Source organism: Algoriphagus vanfongensis DSM 17529 (assembly GCF_000429465.1).
GTDB lineage: Bacteria > Bacteroidota > Bacteroidia > Cytophagales > Cyclobacteriaceae > Algoriphagus > Algoriphagus vanfongensis.
Genome location: NZ_AUBX01000015.1, coordinates 191630 through 208142, shown reverse-complemented (window position 1 = coordinate 208142; position 16513 = coordinate 191630). Strand labels below are relative to the sequence as shown.

At 42.3% G+C, this 16513-nt stretch carries 9 protein-coding genes; all 9 read left to right on the top strand.

What is annotated here, in order from left to right:
- Positions 1 to 352 precede the first annotated feature (352 nt).
- Entirely contained in the window at positions 353 to 2101 is a 1749-nt protein-coding gene (locus tag G460_RS0114175) for an AMP-dependent synthetase/ligase (RefSeq protein ID WP_026955981.1), read from the top strand.
- A 253-nt stretch (positions 2102 to 2354) separates the two neighbouring features.
- Positions 2355 to 2816, top strand: a complete 462-nt coding sequence (locus G460_RS0114165) for a MarR family winged helix-turn-helix transcriptional regulator (RefSeq protein ID WP_026955980.1) — start codon at positions 2355 to 2357, stop codon at positions 2814 to 2816.
- 47 nt (positions 2817 to 2863) lie between these two features.
- A complete protein-coding gene (locus G460_RS0114160; protein ID WP_026955979.1) occupies positions 2864 to 5269 on the top strand; it encodes a 3-hydroxyacyl-CoA dehydrogenase/enoyl-CoA hydratase family protein in 2406 nt (801 codons plus the stop codon).
- 85 nt (positions 5270 to 5354) lie between these two features.
- Positions 5355 to 5708 (top strand): four helix bundle protein, encoded by a 354-nt coding sequence (locus tag G460_RS0114155; protein ID WP_026955978.1) that lies wholly within the window; start codon positions 5355 to 5357, stop codon positions 5706 to 5708.
- 62 nt (positions 5709 to 5770) lie between these two features.
- Positions 5771 to 6946 carry a thiolase family protein gene (locus G460_RS0114150; protein ID WP_026955977.1) on the top strand — a complete coding sequence of 392 codons (1176 nt, stop codon included), beginning with the start codon at positions 5771 to 5773 and terminating at the stop codon, positions 6944 to 6946.
- A 138-nt stretch (positions 6947 to 7084) separates the two neighbouring features.
- Entirely contained in the window at positions 7085 to 8881 is a 1797-nt protein-coding gene (locus G460_RS0114145; RefSeq protein ID WP_026955976.1) for an acyl-CoA dehydrogenase family protein, read from the top strand.
- Between the two features lie 236 nt (positions 8882 to 9117).
- Positions 9118 to 12240, top strand: a complete 3123-nt coding sequence (locus G460_RS0114140; RefSeq protein WP_035464483.1) for a SusC/RagA family TonB-linked outer membrane protein — start codon at positions 9118 to 9120, stop codon at positions 12238 to 12240.
- An 11-nt stretch (positions 12241 to 12251) separates the two neighbouring features.
- Positions 12252 to 13874 (top strand): RagB/SusD family nutrient uptake outer membrane protein, encoded by a 1623-nt coding sequence (locus tag G460_RS0114135; RefSeq protein ID WP_026955974.1) that lies wholly within the window; start codon positions 12252 to 12254, stop codon positions 13872 to 13874.
- A 191-nt stretch (positions 13875 to 14065) separates the two neighbouring features.
- Positions 14066 to 16486 carry a poly(ethylene terephthalate) hydrolase family protein gene (locus G460_RS0114130; RefSeq protein WP_026955973.1) on the top strand — a complete coding sequence of 807 codons (2421 nt, stop codon included), beginning with the start codon at positions 14066 to 14068 and terminating at the stop codon, positions 16484 to 16486.
- The last annotated feature ends 27 nt before the right edge of the window (positions 16487 to 16513 follow it).

The following is a 16513-nucleotide window of genomic DNA, read 5'->3' as shown; positions in this document are numbered from 1 at the left end:
AAACTCAAATTTGTCAACAGTCCGAAAGCAAGATGTCCACAGGCTACTTAACCACTAATAAAAGACCTTTAGAAATCCACACTTTCCACATCAAAAATAGAAGTAACTCAAACACAGCTAACTATAAGTGGATAAGCTGGGGATAAGTCGTAGATAACCAAAGGACAAATATGATGAACTCGTGGATGAAAAATAAAAAGTTACTTACCCACATTTCCACAGCCTTAATAACCTTAATAAGAAATTTTTAAAAAAGAATCTAATAAGAATATAGAGTAGTGGAAACTGTGGATAAGAAAGGACATGCTTTCCATTTTTGCTTATATTAGAAGAAGACCCAGAGGATACCTACATGAACCCTACTCGCCTTTTTGATTTGGTCACCTATCAAATCACCAATTTTGAAAAAGAAATCTCTCTAGCAAGAAAAGAAAATGGTAACTGGAAAACATATTCTTCCCTTAATCTCAAAAAAATAGCTGATAGTCTTAGTTTAGGTCTTTTGGCTATAGGAATTCAGTCTGGAGATAAAGTAGCTATTATTTCAGAAAATAGACCGGAATGGAATTTTTTGGATTTAGCACTGCAGCAGATAGGGGCTATTTCTGTACCAATGTACCCGACGATTTCTAGTGAAGACTATGCATATATCTTCGACCACGCTGAGATCAGCCATATTTTCGCAGGAGATAGTCAGATTTACCAAAAAGCTGCAGCAGTGGCTGAAGAAAGGAAAATTTTTTCCTTTGATACCTTAGAAGGTGTTGCGCATTGGACAGAGGTTTTGGACAAAGGTGAATCGGGAGATTTGGCCGTATTGGAGACTTGCAAGCAAAAAGTAAAGCCAGACGACCTCTTCACAATTATCTACACTTCTGGTACTACCGGAAGGCCTAAGGGAGTGATGCTGTCCCATAACAATGTGCTCTCTAACGTCCTGAGCGTATCGAAGTATTTTGTCCCTGAACCTGGTATCTCAAAAGCCTTGAGTTTTCTTCCGCTTTGTCATATCTATGAGCGTACCGGTTTTTATTGTTTTCTCTACTTGGGATACTCTATTTACTATGCAGAAAGCATGGACAAGATAGCTGACAATCTCAAAGAGGTACAACCTCACATGTTCAATACAGTGCCCAGACTTTTGGAAAAGGTCTATGATAAAATAGTGGCCAAAGGATATGAGCTTACTGGTATCAAAAAACAACTGTTTTTCTGGGCGCTAAATTTGGGAATGAAATACGAACCCAATCAAAATATGGGTGCTTGGTATGATTTTCAACTGAAGCTAGCCAACAAATTAATTTTCTCAAAATGGAGAGAAGCATTGGGGGGAAATATCACTCAGATTAGCTGTGGTGCCTCTGCTTTGCAACCAAGACTGGCAAGAGTCTTCTGGGCTGCCCAGATCAAAGTCTGTGAAGGATATGGTCTCACAGAAACTTCTCCTGTGGTCACTGCCTCCGTACCGAGCCATGAGGAAATCAGGATAGGCTGGGTAGGCAAGCTTATGGATGATGTAGAAGTTAAAATAGCCGACGATGGAGAGATCCTCGTCAAAGGTCCCAATGTCATGCTTGGTTATTTTAAACAGCCGGAATTGACCGATCAGGTTTTACAGGATGGTTGGTTTCATACCGGCGATATCGGTGAGCTTGACGGTAGATTTATGAAAATCACCGATCGTAAGAAGGAGATGTTTAAGACCTCTGGAGGCAAATACATTGCTCCTCAAGTGATGGAAAACAAATTCAAGGAATCTGTACTGATTGAGCAGCTGATAGTCGTTGGAGAAGGAAAGAACTATCCTGCCGCTCTGATTGTCCCAAATTTTGATGGATTGAGAGATTATTGCAGTAGGAAGGGCATACCTTATACTTCAGATGAAGAGATGATCAAGCGATCCGACATTCTGGAGAAATATCAGATGGAAGTCGATGGCTTCAATAAGTTTTTTGGCAGATGGGAGCAGGTCAAGCAGTTTAGACTTTTGCCTAGCTCTTGGGGCATTGATTCCGGTGAATTGACACCTACTTTGAAATTGAAGCGGAAAGTAATCCATGAGAAATATGCTCAGGAAATTGCCGCTATCTACCAGAGCTAGAGTGGATTGATCCAAATCAAAAAGTAGTCATTTCTTCATTTAGATTAGATTCCATATTTAATTTTGAAATATGTGTCTTGTAGAAATATTATTTCAAATATTTTATTTTTACGGTACTTTATAAATATTTTATTTTTATAAAAATCGATTTTCCGAGCATAATTTGTGATGCATGCATCATTTTTAACTTTAATTAGTATGCATGCATACATAAATTTTTTAAATTAGGTGAGCCCAAAAGATGGCATCACCTATGAAGAGAGAAGAGACTGTAGACTATCATATCAAAAGTGCTTGGCATGCGATTTCGCGAATGTACAATCAGCAGGCCGCAGAGGAAGGATTTACGACAGCTATTGGATTTGTATTGATCAATATCAACTCCAAGGAGGGTACACCTGCCACCAAGATAGCACCGATGATAGGACTGGAAACAAGAAGTCTGACCCGAATGCTCAAAACCATGGAGGAAAAAGGACTGATTTACAAAAAGCCAGATTTGGTGGACAAGCGTTCTGTCCGGATATTTTTGACCGAAGAAGGCAAAAAGAAGAAGGACATCTCGGTGAAGACAATCATGGATTTCAATGAGCAAGTCCGTGAAGTGATTCCGTCTTCTGATTTGGAGACATTTTTCTCTGTATTTGAAAAATTACAGATGGTAATCGACCAGTTCAGCGGCACGGACGTAAACAAACCCATTTATGAATTATAAAACCTGGACTCAGCTTTCAGGTCAAAGACTACCAAAAACCCAAAAAAATGAATAAAACCATTAAAAAAGTAGCCGTTCTCGGCTCAGGAGTAATGGGATCCAGAATTGCCTGCCACTTTGCCAATATCGGTGTGCAGGTGCTTTTACTGGACATTGTGCCTTTTGAGCTTTCGGAAGAGGAGCAAAAAAAAGGCCTCACGAAAGAAAATCCACTTGTAAGAAATAGAATCGTCAATTCCGCTCTTCAGAGTACATTGAAAGCAAATCCTTCGGCGATCTATGACAAAGCTTTTGCATCTCGGATCAGCACCGGAAATTTTGATGATGACTTGCCAAAGATCAAAGACTATGACTGGATCATAGAAGTGGTGGTCGAAAGATTGGATATCAAGCAGCAGCTATTTGAGAAGGTAGAGAAATACCGAAAACCGGGAACGCTCATCACATCCAATACATCGGGGATTCCTATGCACATGATGTGTGAAGGCAGAAGTGATGATTTTCAGGAAAATTTTGCCGGAACACACTTTTTCAATCCGCCGAGATATTTGAGACTCTTGGAGATCATTCCCGGACCAAAAACTAACCCAGAGATCATCGACTTCTTGATGAAGTATGGAGATCTTTTCTTGGGAAAAGAGACCGTACTCTGCAAAGATACGCCAGCTTTCATCGCCAATAGAATCGGTGTCTATGCCATCATCTCTGCCATGCACACCATTGAAAAAATGGGATTAGGAGTTTCTGAGGTGGATAAACTGACTGGAACTGTGATTGGTCGTGCGAAGTCTGCGACTTTCCGAACCATGGATGTGGTCGGTTTGGATACCACGATCAATGTTGCCAATAACCTTTACAAAGCTCTTCCACATGATGAATCAAGGGATGTTTTCAAACTTCCAAAAATCGTCGAAGTGCTCTACAACAATAAGTGGTTTGGGGATAAAACCGGACAGGGCTATTTCAAAATGATCCGTCACAAGGACGGTAGAAAAGAGCTGAAGGAAATCGACTTTGAGACGTTTGAATACAAGGATGTAGAAAAGCCCAAATTCAAAGCTTTAGAAGCTTCCAAGGATATCGAAGATCTCAAAAAGAGAATCAAGTTCCTGGTCAATTTCAATGACAAGGCCGGAGAGTTTTACAAGGCCACTTTCTACGACCTGTTCAGATATTGTTCCTTTAGAATTCCTGAAATTTCAGATGAATTATATCGTATAGACCAAGCCGTTTGTGCAGGCTTTGGATGGGAATATGGTCCATTTGAGAATTGGGATATTTTAGGTCTGCGGGAGACGATCAAAGAAATGGTTTCCATGGGATTGAAGCCTGCGGATTGGGTTCAGGAAATGCTCGACAATGGAAATGATACATTTTACAAGGTCGAAGGCGGGAAAAAACTTTACTACGATATTCCTTCCAAATCCTACAAGGAAATTCCTGGAATCGAAGAATTCATCATTTTGGATACGCTCAAAGCTGCGGGCAAGAAAGTATGGGGAAATACAGGTTCATCTGTCTATGACCTGGGTGATGATGTGATCGGTTTGGAGTTTCATACCAAAATGAATTCCATGGGTCAAGAAGTCATCGAGGGAATCAATACTGCCATCGGGATGGCTGAGAAATCTTACAAAGGCTTGGTGATCGGAAATGACGGAGCCAATTTCTCCGCAGGAGCTAATCTGGCGATGCTATTCATGTTTGCTGGTGATCAGGATTTCGATGAGATCAATCTGATGATCGCCCAGTTCCAAAATACCATGATGAGGGCCAGGTATTCCTCGATTCCAGTGGTGGTAGCGCCTCATAATATGGCATTGGGTGGCGGATGTGAACTTTCGCTACATGCCGATCATATCCAGGCGCACGCAGAACTTTACATGGGTTTGGTGGAAGTAGGAGTTGGTTTGATTCCAGCTGGGGGTGGTACAAAAGAAATGACCCGGAGATTTGCTAATTCGGTAGTGTCTGGAGATGTCGAACTGAACCGCTTGCAAGAGACATTTTTGAATATTGCCATGGCCAAAGTATCGACATCAGCTGTAGAAGCCAAAAATCTCGGCTATCTCCGAGCTCAAGATGGCATCACGCTCAATCGTAAAAGACAGCTCGCCGAAGCAAAAGAAAAAGTGGTGGCACTGGCCCAAGAAGGCTACACGCAACCAGCTCAACAAACTAATATTCAAGTCTTGGGTAAGCAGTCTCTTGCATTATTCGATGCAGGGATTACTGGGATGCAGTATGGTGCATACATCTCTGAGCATGATGCGAAAATTGCAAGGAAACTAGCCTATGTCATGTCAGGTGGAGATTTGTCTTCTCCGACTGAGGTATCCGAGCAGTATCTATTGGATTTGGAGCGAGAAGCTTTCTTGAGTCTTACTGGTGAAAAGAAAACACTGGAGCGTATTCACAGCATTTTGTTCAAAGGAAAACCGCTTAGAAATTAGTATCAAGTATCTAGACGTAAGTATCAAGAAATAAGAGCCAAGAAACTAGAATCAAGAACCAAGACAAATTCTAAAATTTAGAGCCATGCATAATTTTAAAAATTTAAAAGTCTGGCAAAAATCAGTTGATCTAGCTGTAAAAATTTATCAGGCAACTGCTGATTTTCCTTCTGAAGAAAAATTTGGATTAACATCCCAGATGAGAAGAGCAGGAGTTTCAATTCCTTCAAATATTGCTGAGGGAACAGCAAAGTCTTCTTCAAAATCCTTTTCAAACTCTCTTGAAATTAGTCTTGGAGAAAGCTTTGAATTGGAAACTCAATTAATAATTGCTGAAAGAGTGAATCTGATTTCTTCAGAAAAGGCAAACTTGATAGAGTCAGATATTGCTGAAATTCAAAAAATGATTACAGGATTGAAATCATCCTTGACTCTCTAAAATCTTGGTTCTAGACTCTTGATTCTTAAAAATATTCCCAAATAACGAATAACAAACATAACATGGACGCATATATAATTAATGGATATAGATCGGCTGTAGGAAAAGCCAAAAAAGGTGGATTTAGATTTTATCGACCAGATGACTTGGCAACCGATGTGATCAAGCATTTGATTGCCAATACTCCCGGTCTGGAAGCTGGAATGGTGGACGATTTGATCGTTGGCAATGCTGTTCCCGAAGCCGAGCAAGGAATGCAAATGGGAAGAATGATTTCCCTTTTGGCATTGGGTGTGGACAATCCCGGATTTATTATCAACCGCTACTGTGGTTCTGGACTGGAAGCGATTGCATTGGCTGTAGGGAAAGTGAAGGCTGGAATGGCCGATTGCATCATCGCTGGTGGCACAGAATCCATGTCTCTGGTTCCGATGATGGGATACAAGACAGTGCTCAATTACAAAATTGCGACGGAACATCCTTCTTATTACTTAAGTATGGGCTTGACTGCCGAGGAGCTAGCTAAAGATTATGATATCACCAGAGAGCAATCCGACGCATTTTCTGTCAGATCACACGAAAGGGCTTTGGCAGCAATCGCAGAAGGGAAATTCAAAGATGAAATCGTGCCTGTAGAGGTAGAAGAGACTTATTTGGATGAGAAAGGAAAAAAGAAGACCAGAAAATTTGTAGTGGATACAGATGAGGGACCTCGTGCTGGTACCAGTATGGAAGTTTTGTCTGGCTTGAGACCGGCCTTTAAAAATGGAGGCCAAGTGACTGCTGGAAATTCCTCCCAGACTTCCGATGGAGCATCCTTCGTCGTGGTGATGTCAGAGAGATTGATGAAGTCACTCAATCTGGATCCTATGGCTCGAATGATGTCTTATTCTGTCGCCGGAGTTGATCCGCGGATTATGGGTATTGGTCCAAAAGAAGCTGTGCCAAAAGCATTGAAACAAGCAGGCTTGAATTTGTCAGACATCGGTTTGATCGAATTGAATGAAGCATTTGCAGCTCAAGCCTTGGCAGTGATCAAAGCCTTGGATATGGATGAGGAAATCGTCAATGTCAATGGTGGAGCGGTTGCATTAGGTCACCCACTGGGTTGTACAGGAGCCAAACTTTCTGTTCAGCTTTTCAATGAGATGAGAAGAAGGAAAGAAAAGTACGGAATGGTAACCGCCTGTGTAGGAGGAGGTCAGGGTGTAGCAGGAGTTTTCGAGTTGTTGAAATAAACTGCTTTAAATCTTCATTATTTAATATTCAGAGTTCGGCATTCAATGTTGAATTTCGAATGAGGAATTCTGAATAATGAGGAAACGATCTAACATCTAATGTCTTACATCTTAAGTCTAAAGTCTTAATAAAAAACCATGTCAACAATAACATCCAAAACCATAAAAGGAGGAGAATTCCTCATCAGAGAAACGGACGCTCAAGAGATCTTTATTCCTGAGCAGTTTTCCGAAGAACAAAAAATGATGGCTCAGGCCTGCCAGGATTTTATCGATACGGAGATCACTCCCAATATCGAAGAGATCGACAGTATGAAAAATCCGGATCTGGTTCCATCGATTTTCAAAAAAGCAGGTGAATTGGGGCTTTTGGGAATTTCCGTTCCTGAGGAATACGGCGGAATGGGGATGAGCTTTAATACTTCCATGTTGATTGCTGATATCATAGGTGCGGCTGGATCTTTCTCTACGACCTATGGGGCACATACCGGGATCGGAACTTTGCCAATTCTCTACTATGGTACCGAAGCACAGAAGCAAAAATACCTTCCAAAATTGGCTACAGGAGAGTGGGCGGCTTGCTATTGCTTGACTGAGCCGGATGCCGGATCGGATGCAAATAGTGGAAAAACAAAAGCCGACTTGACAGAAGATGGAAAGCACTATCTGATCAATGGACAGAAAATGTGGATTTCCAATGCAGGCTTTGCGGATCTATTCATCGTCTTCGCAAAGATTGAAGATGACAAGAATCTGACAGCTTTCATTGTTGAAAAGTCATTTGGTGGTATCACCATGAATGAAGAAGAGAAAAAGATGGGGATCAAAGGATCTTCCACTCGTCAGGTCTTTTTCAATGATTGCAAGGTGCCGGTGGAAAATATGCTTTCTGAGCGTGGCAATGGATTCAAAATCGCAGTAAACATCTTGAATATTGGCAGGGTCAAACTAGGAGCTGGAGTTTTGGGAGGAGTCAGAACAGTGACCTCACACGCCATTCAGTATTCTACCGAGAGAAAGCAGTTTGGAGTCAGTATCAATTCTTTCGGAGCCATCAAACATAAATTGGCCGAGATGGCCACTAAATCATTTGTGGCAGAATCGCTTTGCTATCGTGCAGGTCAGGATATAGAGGACAAGATGAGCAGTTTGGCGGCAGAAGGAATGTCCGACGCAGAGGCAAAATTGAAAGCTTTGGAGCAATTTGCCATCGAGGCAGCGCTGGCCAAAGTACATTGCTCTGAGGTGTTGGATTATGTGGTAGATGAAGGTGTGCAGGTATATGGAGGAATGGGCTATTCTGCCGACGCTCCCATGGAAAGAGCCTATCGTGATGCGCGGATTTCCAGAATCTATGAAGGAACCAATGAGATCAACAGAATGCTGATGGTTGGGATGGTGCTGAAAAGAGCCATGAAAGGCGAAATCAACCTTTTTGAGCCAGCTATGGCAGTTTCCAATGAGTTGACATCTGTTCCCTCTTTTGAAACTATCGATACATCGGAGCTTTTCGCAGCGGAAAAAGAAGTACTGAAAAAGCTCAAAAAAGTGTTTCTCATGGTGGGTGGCAAGGCAGCGATGGCCTTGCAGGACAGAATCGAAGATGAACAAGAAATCATGATGAACCTAGCCGATATCATGATCGAAATCTATGCTGCGGAATCGGCGATTTTGAGATCAGAGAAACTGGTCAGCTTGAAAGGAGAAGAAGCCTGCAAACATCAGATTTCCATGTCGCAGATTTACTTGTTTGAAGCTGTGGAAAAGATCAACTCCGCTGCCAAAGAAGCAATTGCCTCATTTACCAAAGGAGACGAGCAAAAAGTCATGTTAATGGGATTGAAGCGATTCACCAAAATTGACCTGGTCAATACGAAAGTCTTGAGAAGAGAGATTGCTGATTATATGATAGCACAGGGAAAATATCCATTTTAAATTCCGCGTAGACTAATTAATAGATAGGATTAAAAACCCTCAAGATTCGTTTCTTGAGGGTTTTTCTGTGTATAAGTCATATACTTTTAGAAAAGTTGGTATCTGCAGTTCACGTACTGGATAGTATGGCTCAAATTAAAATTCATGAAATTTTATTTTGTTGTTATTTTTTTAATTTCTAATATGCAATCGATTGCGCTATCAATCAAAGCCTAAATAACCAATCATTTAAAGAAATGAGACAAAACCTACCCAGAATACCTATTTCTAAGGTAATTCAATGCAGTAATCTCTGCTATCGATTGCTCAGCTTGACGCTGATTTTGCTTTTTGTATGCTCTTTCTCTGCTTTTTCGCAGCAGGCAGTCACAGGGACAGTGATCTCCTCCGACGACGGATTACCCCTTCCAGGAGTATCGGTGATTTTGAAAGGAACCTCTTCTGGTACTACGACGGATACCGATGGGAAATACACCATTTCTGTTCCGAGTGATGAATCCGTTTTGATCTTTTCTTTCATCGGTTTTATGTCCCAGGAGATTTCTGTGGGCAGTCGATCTCTACTTGATGTAGAAATGGCCGTCAACGTCACTGATCTGGAAAGTGTGGTGGTAGTCGGGTACGGAACCCAGAAGAAATCTGATGTCACAGGCGCTATTGCCGGTGTGGATAGTCAGGTGATCACTGAGCGGGGCACGACGAGTGCCATCCAGTCCCTGCAAGGTACGGTGGCCGGTGTGCAGGTCAGCAATAGTACAGGTCGTCTTGGTGATGGTTTCAACATGACAATTCGGGGAAATAATTCTCTTTCCAGTTCATCTCCCTTATATGTGGTAGATGGAGTTGTGACCAATAGCATAGACTTCCTCAATCCTAATGATATTGATAAGATCGAAGTCTTAAAGGATGCTTCATCAGCAGCGATTTATGGGTCAAGAGCGGCTGGGGGTGTTGTGATCGTTCAGACCAAAGGTGGAGTGAATATTCCAGAAAAGACGAGTTTTTCATTTGACTCTTTCTATGGAGTCAAGAGTCCTGCTAGACTTCCAGAAATGATGAGTCTGGCCGAGTGGAGGGACTACCACATGGCTGCATATCTGGGTACGACCAAAAATGGAGAGGGCATGACGCAAGAACAATATGAGCGAGTGGTATTGGGTCCCAATAATCCAGTTTTGATAGAGCGATTCAATTCCTTGCATGGCTATGACTGGTATGATGGTGTATTGCAGAATGGGATGCAAAACAACAATCACTTGGCTATCACCCATCGCAGCGGCAAATCGACTTATAATATCGGGGTAGGTTACCAAAAAGAAACCGGTACACTCAAAAATGAGTCTTTGGATAAATACACTTTTAATCTGAATATCAACCAGCACCTCAGCCAGAAATTCCAAGCTGGAGCCAATATGGCCCTGTCTTTTGGAACCAATGAAAGAGGTAGCTCGATCGCCATGCAAGAGGCATTCAGATTGAATCCCTTCCTGACTCCTTGGGCTATCGATGACAATGGGCAGGAAATAGTCGGTGAGCTTTATCCTCAGCCAGGAAAACTATTATATCCTAATGGCGATCGCGCTTTGGATAAAACCAGTACGTACAATCCACTATTGGAAATAGCCAACACCAGCGATGAGACTCGTAGCCTTCGTGGTGTGGGTAATTTGTTTCTCCAATACAATGCTTTGGACTGGTTGAGTTTCAAATCTACAGTTTCCGTAGGTGTCAATAACAACAGAAGAGGCCGATTCTGGGGTGCCCAGACCAACACGGGGATCAGCAATGGCAACCTGCCATCCTCCTCTGTGGACTACTATGACAACATGAATCTTACCTGGGACAACCAGATGAATATCGTCAAAGAAGTCAATGATCATTCCTTTAATTTCTTGGCACTTCAGAGTGTATTCGTCGATCGCTACGAAACAGCTTCCTTGAGCTCAGCGAGACAGCCTTTCGAAACTGGTTTTTACAATGTCGGTTCTGGACTTCAGGAAACTTACAATCTGGGCAACTCATTTGCCAAAAGTCAGTTGGCATCTTTTGCCTTGCGTTTGAATTATGCATTTGCTGAGAAATATCTCGTGACCGTCTCCAATCGATGGGATGGTTCCTCTCTACTTTCTGAAGGAAACAAATGGCAATCCTTCCCATCTGTGGCTTTGGGCTGGAGATTGAAAAAAGAAGATTTCCTTGCCAGCTCATCGACTTTCTCTGATTTGAAGGTGAGATTTGGTTTTGGGACAGTGGGAAATAACAACGTATCTCCCTACACCACTGTCAACACCCTGACCAATCAGACTTACTATGATTTTGATGGGGCAGCAGCCAATGGCTGGGTACAAAATTCCATTGCTAACAAGGCATTGACTTGGGAAAAAACCACGGAGGTCAATTTCGGTTTGGACTTTGGCTTTTTCACCAATCGAATCACTGGTAGTGTAGATATCTACAATAGACTTTCGGATGAACTCCTAGTAACCCAAAAATTGCCTTTGGAGATTGGATTTAGCAATATCCGCTCCAATGCCGCTTCGGTTCGCAACAAGGGGGTAGAGATCATGCTCAACACGATCAATGTCGAAACCGGACGAGTCACTTGGTCCACGACTTTTACTTTTACCAAAAACAACAACAGCATCGAGTCCATCTATGGCCAATCAGAAGTGGATGATGTGGGTAATAACTGGTTTATCGGTGAGTCGATCAATTCGCACTACAACTACATTTATGATGGAGTTTGGCAAGCCGGAGAAGATGCGGCTGCTTACAATCAGACCGAAGGACAGGCTCGTGTGAGAGATGTCAATAATGACGGCAAAATCGACCCCAACAATGATCGGGTGATTTTGGGTTCTTCTAATCCAGACTGGACAGGAGGGATTATTTCTCAGTTGCGAGTAGGATCATTTGATATGAATTTCTCCGTAGCTACCCAGCAAGGCGTATTGGCCTACAGTGATTTCCACGCCAACTTCACCAATGTCAATGACCGGGGTCGTCAGAAAGCCAAAATCAGTGGATTCTATGTCCCAGAAAATGGTGTGGGAGTTCCGGCTCAGGTATCCAATGAATATCCGCAACCGAGAAATGAAGGGCAGTTTTGGGGAACAGGAATGGCCTACTATAGAGATGCTTCCTTTGTCAAAATCAATAATATTTCATTAGGCTATACGCTTCCATCCACACTTTTGGATCGGGCAGGTATCAGCGGACTGCGTTTCTATGTGAATGTGCTGAATCCACTTACTTTCACCGACTACGATGGCTGGGATCCAGAATGGGCCGAGGCCAGTTTGGGAATCGGCCGGGTGAGCTCCATCACTACTCAGTTTGGTGTCAATCTTAAGTTTTAATAGATCCAGTCATGAAAAATATCCTATCCATACTTTCAGTTTGTGTTCTTCTTGCTAGTACCTCCTGTGGGGACTTTTTGGAAGAAGAAAACCTGTCCAATGTCACAGCAGAGGAATTCTACACCACCGCCGAGGGTTACAGTGCTTTGGTCAATTCCAATTATGCAGCACTGAGAAATATCTATGCAAATCAGCCTTGGCTATTTGAGAGTGGAACTGACCTCTATCAAGAAGGTAGAGGACAAGAGCCGCGTGGTTTGAGTCAATATGCAGAGCTCAATTCCTCCTCAGCCAATGTCGATTTTCTCTATGTTAATTGCTACAAAGCAATCCAACTAGCCAATACAGCTCTTTATTATTCCGACTTGACCGAGCAAAATGCACAGTTACCCATTCTCGTCGGGGAAGTCAAGTTTCTCAGAGCCAATGCATACTTTCTCCTGGTACAGACCTATGGAGGAGTAGGAATTATCTCTGATTTTATTTCTGAGGCTATCCTTGAGTTTGATCGTGCCAGTGCAGAAGAGGTGTATTCGCTGATTTTGGCTGATCTCAATGATGCAATGGCTGCTGTATCTGCGGCAGATTACAATGGTCGTGTGAATAAAAGAGCAGTAGAAAACCTTTTGGCCAAAGTTCACCTGACACGAGCCTATGAGTCTTTTGGTACCAGTGATGATTTCTCCAAGGCTGCTGCCTATGCTGATAATGTCATAGCTGGTCAGGGACTTAATTTGAGTTCGGAGGAACTATGGACTCCAGGTAATGATATGAATGAAGAGGTGATCTTTTCTGTACAGTTCAGTGCGGGCTCTATCAGCGCTAATCCTTCCAGTATTGGCAATCAGCAGCAAAACTACTTTGGTCCTTATCTGGGAGGATCCGAAATAGCTGGAGATGCTCCGTACAAGACCTACAATCTATTGCCTACCCGATTTGCTTTGGATTTATATACCGAGGATGATGAGCGCTGGTATTCCACCTTTATGACAGAAATGTACGAGCGCTACTACGACTATTACGATGTGGATGATCATAGCAGTCTGACAGTGACGGACTTTTATGAGCCGAGCTGGTACACCGCACAGGACAGCATAGACTATGTTGCCCAGCATCCGGGTGTGGTCTATCATTCTTACGGGACTACCGATCCAAATGGCGGTATCACTACAGCTGATAAGGCTACGATGATTGTGAAAAAATTTGATGATCCCAATTCGCTCTTTTCGGCGGGGTCCGGTAGTAGCACTAGAGATTTTATTGTTTCTCGTTTGGGAGAAACCTACTTAGTCGCTGCTGAAGCTTATCTGGGAGCTGGTGATGCGGCTACAGGACTGGCCCGACTCAATGAAGTTCGAAGAAGAGCAGGAGTGGCTGACGCTACGTTGGGAGAATTTGACATCGACTATATTTTGGATGAGAGAGCTAGAGAATTGCTCGGAGAATATCATCGCTGGTTTGATTTGAAGCGAACCGGCAAATTGATCGAGCGGGCTTCGGCTCACAATAGTTGGATCACGGAAGCGAGTTTTCAGGGAGCCGGCGGAAATCTTAAAATCCTCAGACCCATACCTCAAGCAGCATTGGATCTGAATCAAAACAAAGAATTTCCTCAAAACCCTGCCTATGATTAATTAAAAAGGTCTTTTGGTGTTAAGGAAAGCCGCAGTTTGATGAATTGCGGCTTTTTTTGTTTTCAAAAATAATCAGGTCAAAAACTGAAGGTGAGGCTTGGATTAATTTCATTTAGACTTTGCAAAACCTTTAATTTCAGTAGATTAGAGAACTCGTTAATTTTTAGAGTGTTATAGCCCATCTACTGAAAATGATCAAGAAAAAATTAAAACAAGCCAAATTCTGGATTCAAGGAAAACTGCGTTTGATCCAACCTGGACAAACATCCATTAAAGGAGCTGCAGTAGGCATATTGGTAGGAAGTATCGGCTTGATGCTAGTTTATTCACTTCTGTCGGCTTTCAATATTCGAGATCCATGGATTTTTGTTTTGGGCCTGTTGATGACTGCAGCGACTATACTTGCTGCTTTTCTTTCGGTTTGGCTTCTGAAGCTCATTTTTCAAGTTCCAAAATGGTATAAAATTGCTCTGTTCATCGGATTCCCCTTGTTTTTGATGAATTACTTCGGAGAAATCAGGCTGATTGGCTGGAGTATTTTAGTGTGTTCTTTTCTGGGAGCAGCTTTGTTTACTAGTACAAAAACTGGTTTTGGACCATTGACTACACCAAAAAAGGTGATTTTCATTTTAGGTGCACTTTTGGGATTTGCCGGTTTGAGCCTGACCATTTATTACTATTCCTTGAGAGGATTAGAAATGGATCAAATCGAAAATACCGCTCTTTATTCCAATGTAGCTATAGCTCAGATTCCCGGAGATTCCCCTGCCAAATCAGGCTCTTATGAAGTTTTGACCCTGACTTATGGAAGTGGAAAGGATAAGCATAGACCGGAATTTGGAGAGGATGTGACCTTCAAAACAGATTCGGTAAATGGGGTGGCTTTTTTGGATAATTGGGATGGAATCGGTGGTTGGTGGAGAGAGAAATATTGGGGATTTGATTCCAAATCCCTACCGATCAATGGCAGAGTTTGGTATCCAAAAGGAGATGGTCCTTTTCCTTTGGTCTTGGTGGTTCATGGCAATCACTCCATGCAGGATTTCTCAGATCCAGGCTATGATTATCTGGGTGAATTACTGGCTTCTCGCGGAATGATTCTGGTGTCTGTGGATGAAAACTTTATCAATGGCTCTTGGTCGGATTTATTTGGAGGCTTGGAGAAAGAAAATGATGCCCGCGGCTGGTTGTTATTGGAGCATTTGAAAGTTTGGGAGAGATGGAATGTCGCGGATGAACATCTTTTTGCGGGTAAAGTTGATATGGACCGGATTTCCTTGATGGGGCATTCGCGTGGAGGTGAAGCTGTCGCCCATGCCGCCATGCTCAATGAATTGGATTTTTATCCCGATGATGCGACCATTCCTTTGGGCTATCATTTCAATATCCGATCCATTGTTTCCATCGCTCCGGTGGATGGGCAGTATCAACCCGGAAATACACGAACCAAAATTAAAGACATTGATTACTTTGTTTTCCATGGTTCGCAGGATGCCGATGTGACTTCCTTTATGGGCTCCATGCAATTTGAACGGGTGACATTTGAAGACAGTACCTATCATTTCAAAACAGGCTTGTACATCCAAGGTGCCAATCATGGCCAGTTCAATACTTCTTGGGGAGGTAATGATACCGGAAATCCTTTAAAAGGACTTCTCAATTTGGAGCAGCAAATGGACGCGGAAAGCCAGCAAGAGATAGCGAAAGTCTATATTTCGGCTTTTCTGGATATTACGCTCAATGACAAAAAGGAGTATTTGCCTCTATTCTTGGATGCCAGAGCTGGAAAAGACTGGTTGCCTGAGACGATTTATCTGAACCAATTTGAAGATTCCAATACCCGATATATAACTGATTTCAATGCGGATTTTGATGTGAGCACTACGGGATTTGGAGGAAAGATTTCTGGAGAAAATCTTAAAGTTTGGAGAGAGGGAGAAATAGATCTGAAGCATGCTAAAAAAGGAACAAGAGCTGTTTTTTTAGGATGGAATTATGAAATAGCCGATTCTTTGAAGGAGGAAAAAGTAAATGAAGTAGTAGCTGATTCTTTATTCGCTTCTTATTCCATTTTTCCAGATTTAGGAAAATTCCAATTGGATTCCACCTCTGTTTTTGTCTTCGAGATGGCAGAGTCCACAGAAAGTTCCAATCCAAAAGCTGGAGGAAAGTGGATTTCCGATGAGGATGAAAATGCGGAAGAGTCAGAAGATGAGGAAGAGGTAGAAATTTCGGATAACTCCAAAGATGATGAGGAAGAAGCAGAGGAAAATGAGGATCACGAAAAAGAGCCTGAAAAACCTCTGGATCTAAGAATTCTGGTGACGGATTCGGCAGGAAATCAGGTTTCTTTTTTGTTGAGTGAATTTTCGGCTTTGCAGCGTCAGATCAAAGTTCATACGATGAAACTAGATTTTTTGGATGGGGATGGTAGCTCTGAGATAGTCTTCCAAAAATATGTTTTCGAGCTGGATCATTTGAAAACCAAAAATCAAGATTTTAACCCTTACCAAATCTCTGAAATCAGGTATGTTTTTGACCAAATGAATCAGGGAGTGATTGTCTTGGACAAAGTAGGTTTCAGCAAAAAGATCGAGTTGGTGGAGCTATAAGAATTCTAGGTAGTCTAAAACTTGGCT

Coding starts and splice junctions, on each gene's coding strand:
- G460_RS0114175 (WP_026955981.1), top strand. CDS start 353: ATGAACCCTACTCGCCTTTTTGATTTGGTCACCTATCAAATCACCAAT.
- G460_RS0114165 (WP_026955980.1), top strand. CDS start 2,355: ATGAAGAGAGAAGAGACTGTAGACTATCATATCAAAAGTGCTTGGCAT.
- G460_RS0114160 (WP_026955979.1), top strand. CDS start 2,864: ATGAATAAAACCATTAAAAAAGTAGCCGTTCTCGGCTCAGGAGTAATG.
- G460_RS0114155 (WP_026955978.1), top strand. CDS start 5,355: ATGCATAATTTTAAAAATTTAAAAGTCTGGCAAAAATCAGTTGATCTA.
- G460_RS0114150 (WP_026955977.1), top strand. CDS start 5,771: ATGGACGCATATATAATTAATGGATATAGATCGGCTGTAGGAAAAGCC.
- G460_RS0114145 (WP_026955976.1), top strand. CDS start 7,085: ATGTCAACAATAACATCCAAAACCATAAAAGGAGGAGAATTCCTCATC.
- G460_RS0114140 (WP_035464483.1), top strand. CDS start 9,118: ATGAGACAAAACCTACCCAGAATACCTATTTCTAAGGTAATTCAATGC.
- G460_RS0114135 (WP_026955974.1), top strand. CDS start 12,252: ATGAAAAATATCCTATCCATACTTTCAGTTTGTGTTCTTCTTGCTAGT.
- G460_RS0114130 (WP_026955973.1), top strand. CDS start 14,066: ATGATCAAGAAAAAATTAAAACAAGCCAAATTCTGGATTCAAGGAAAA.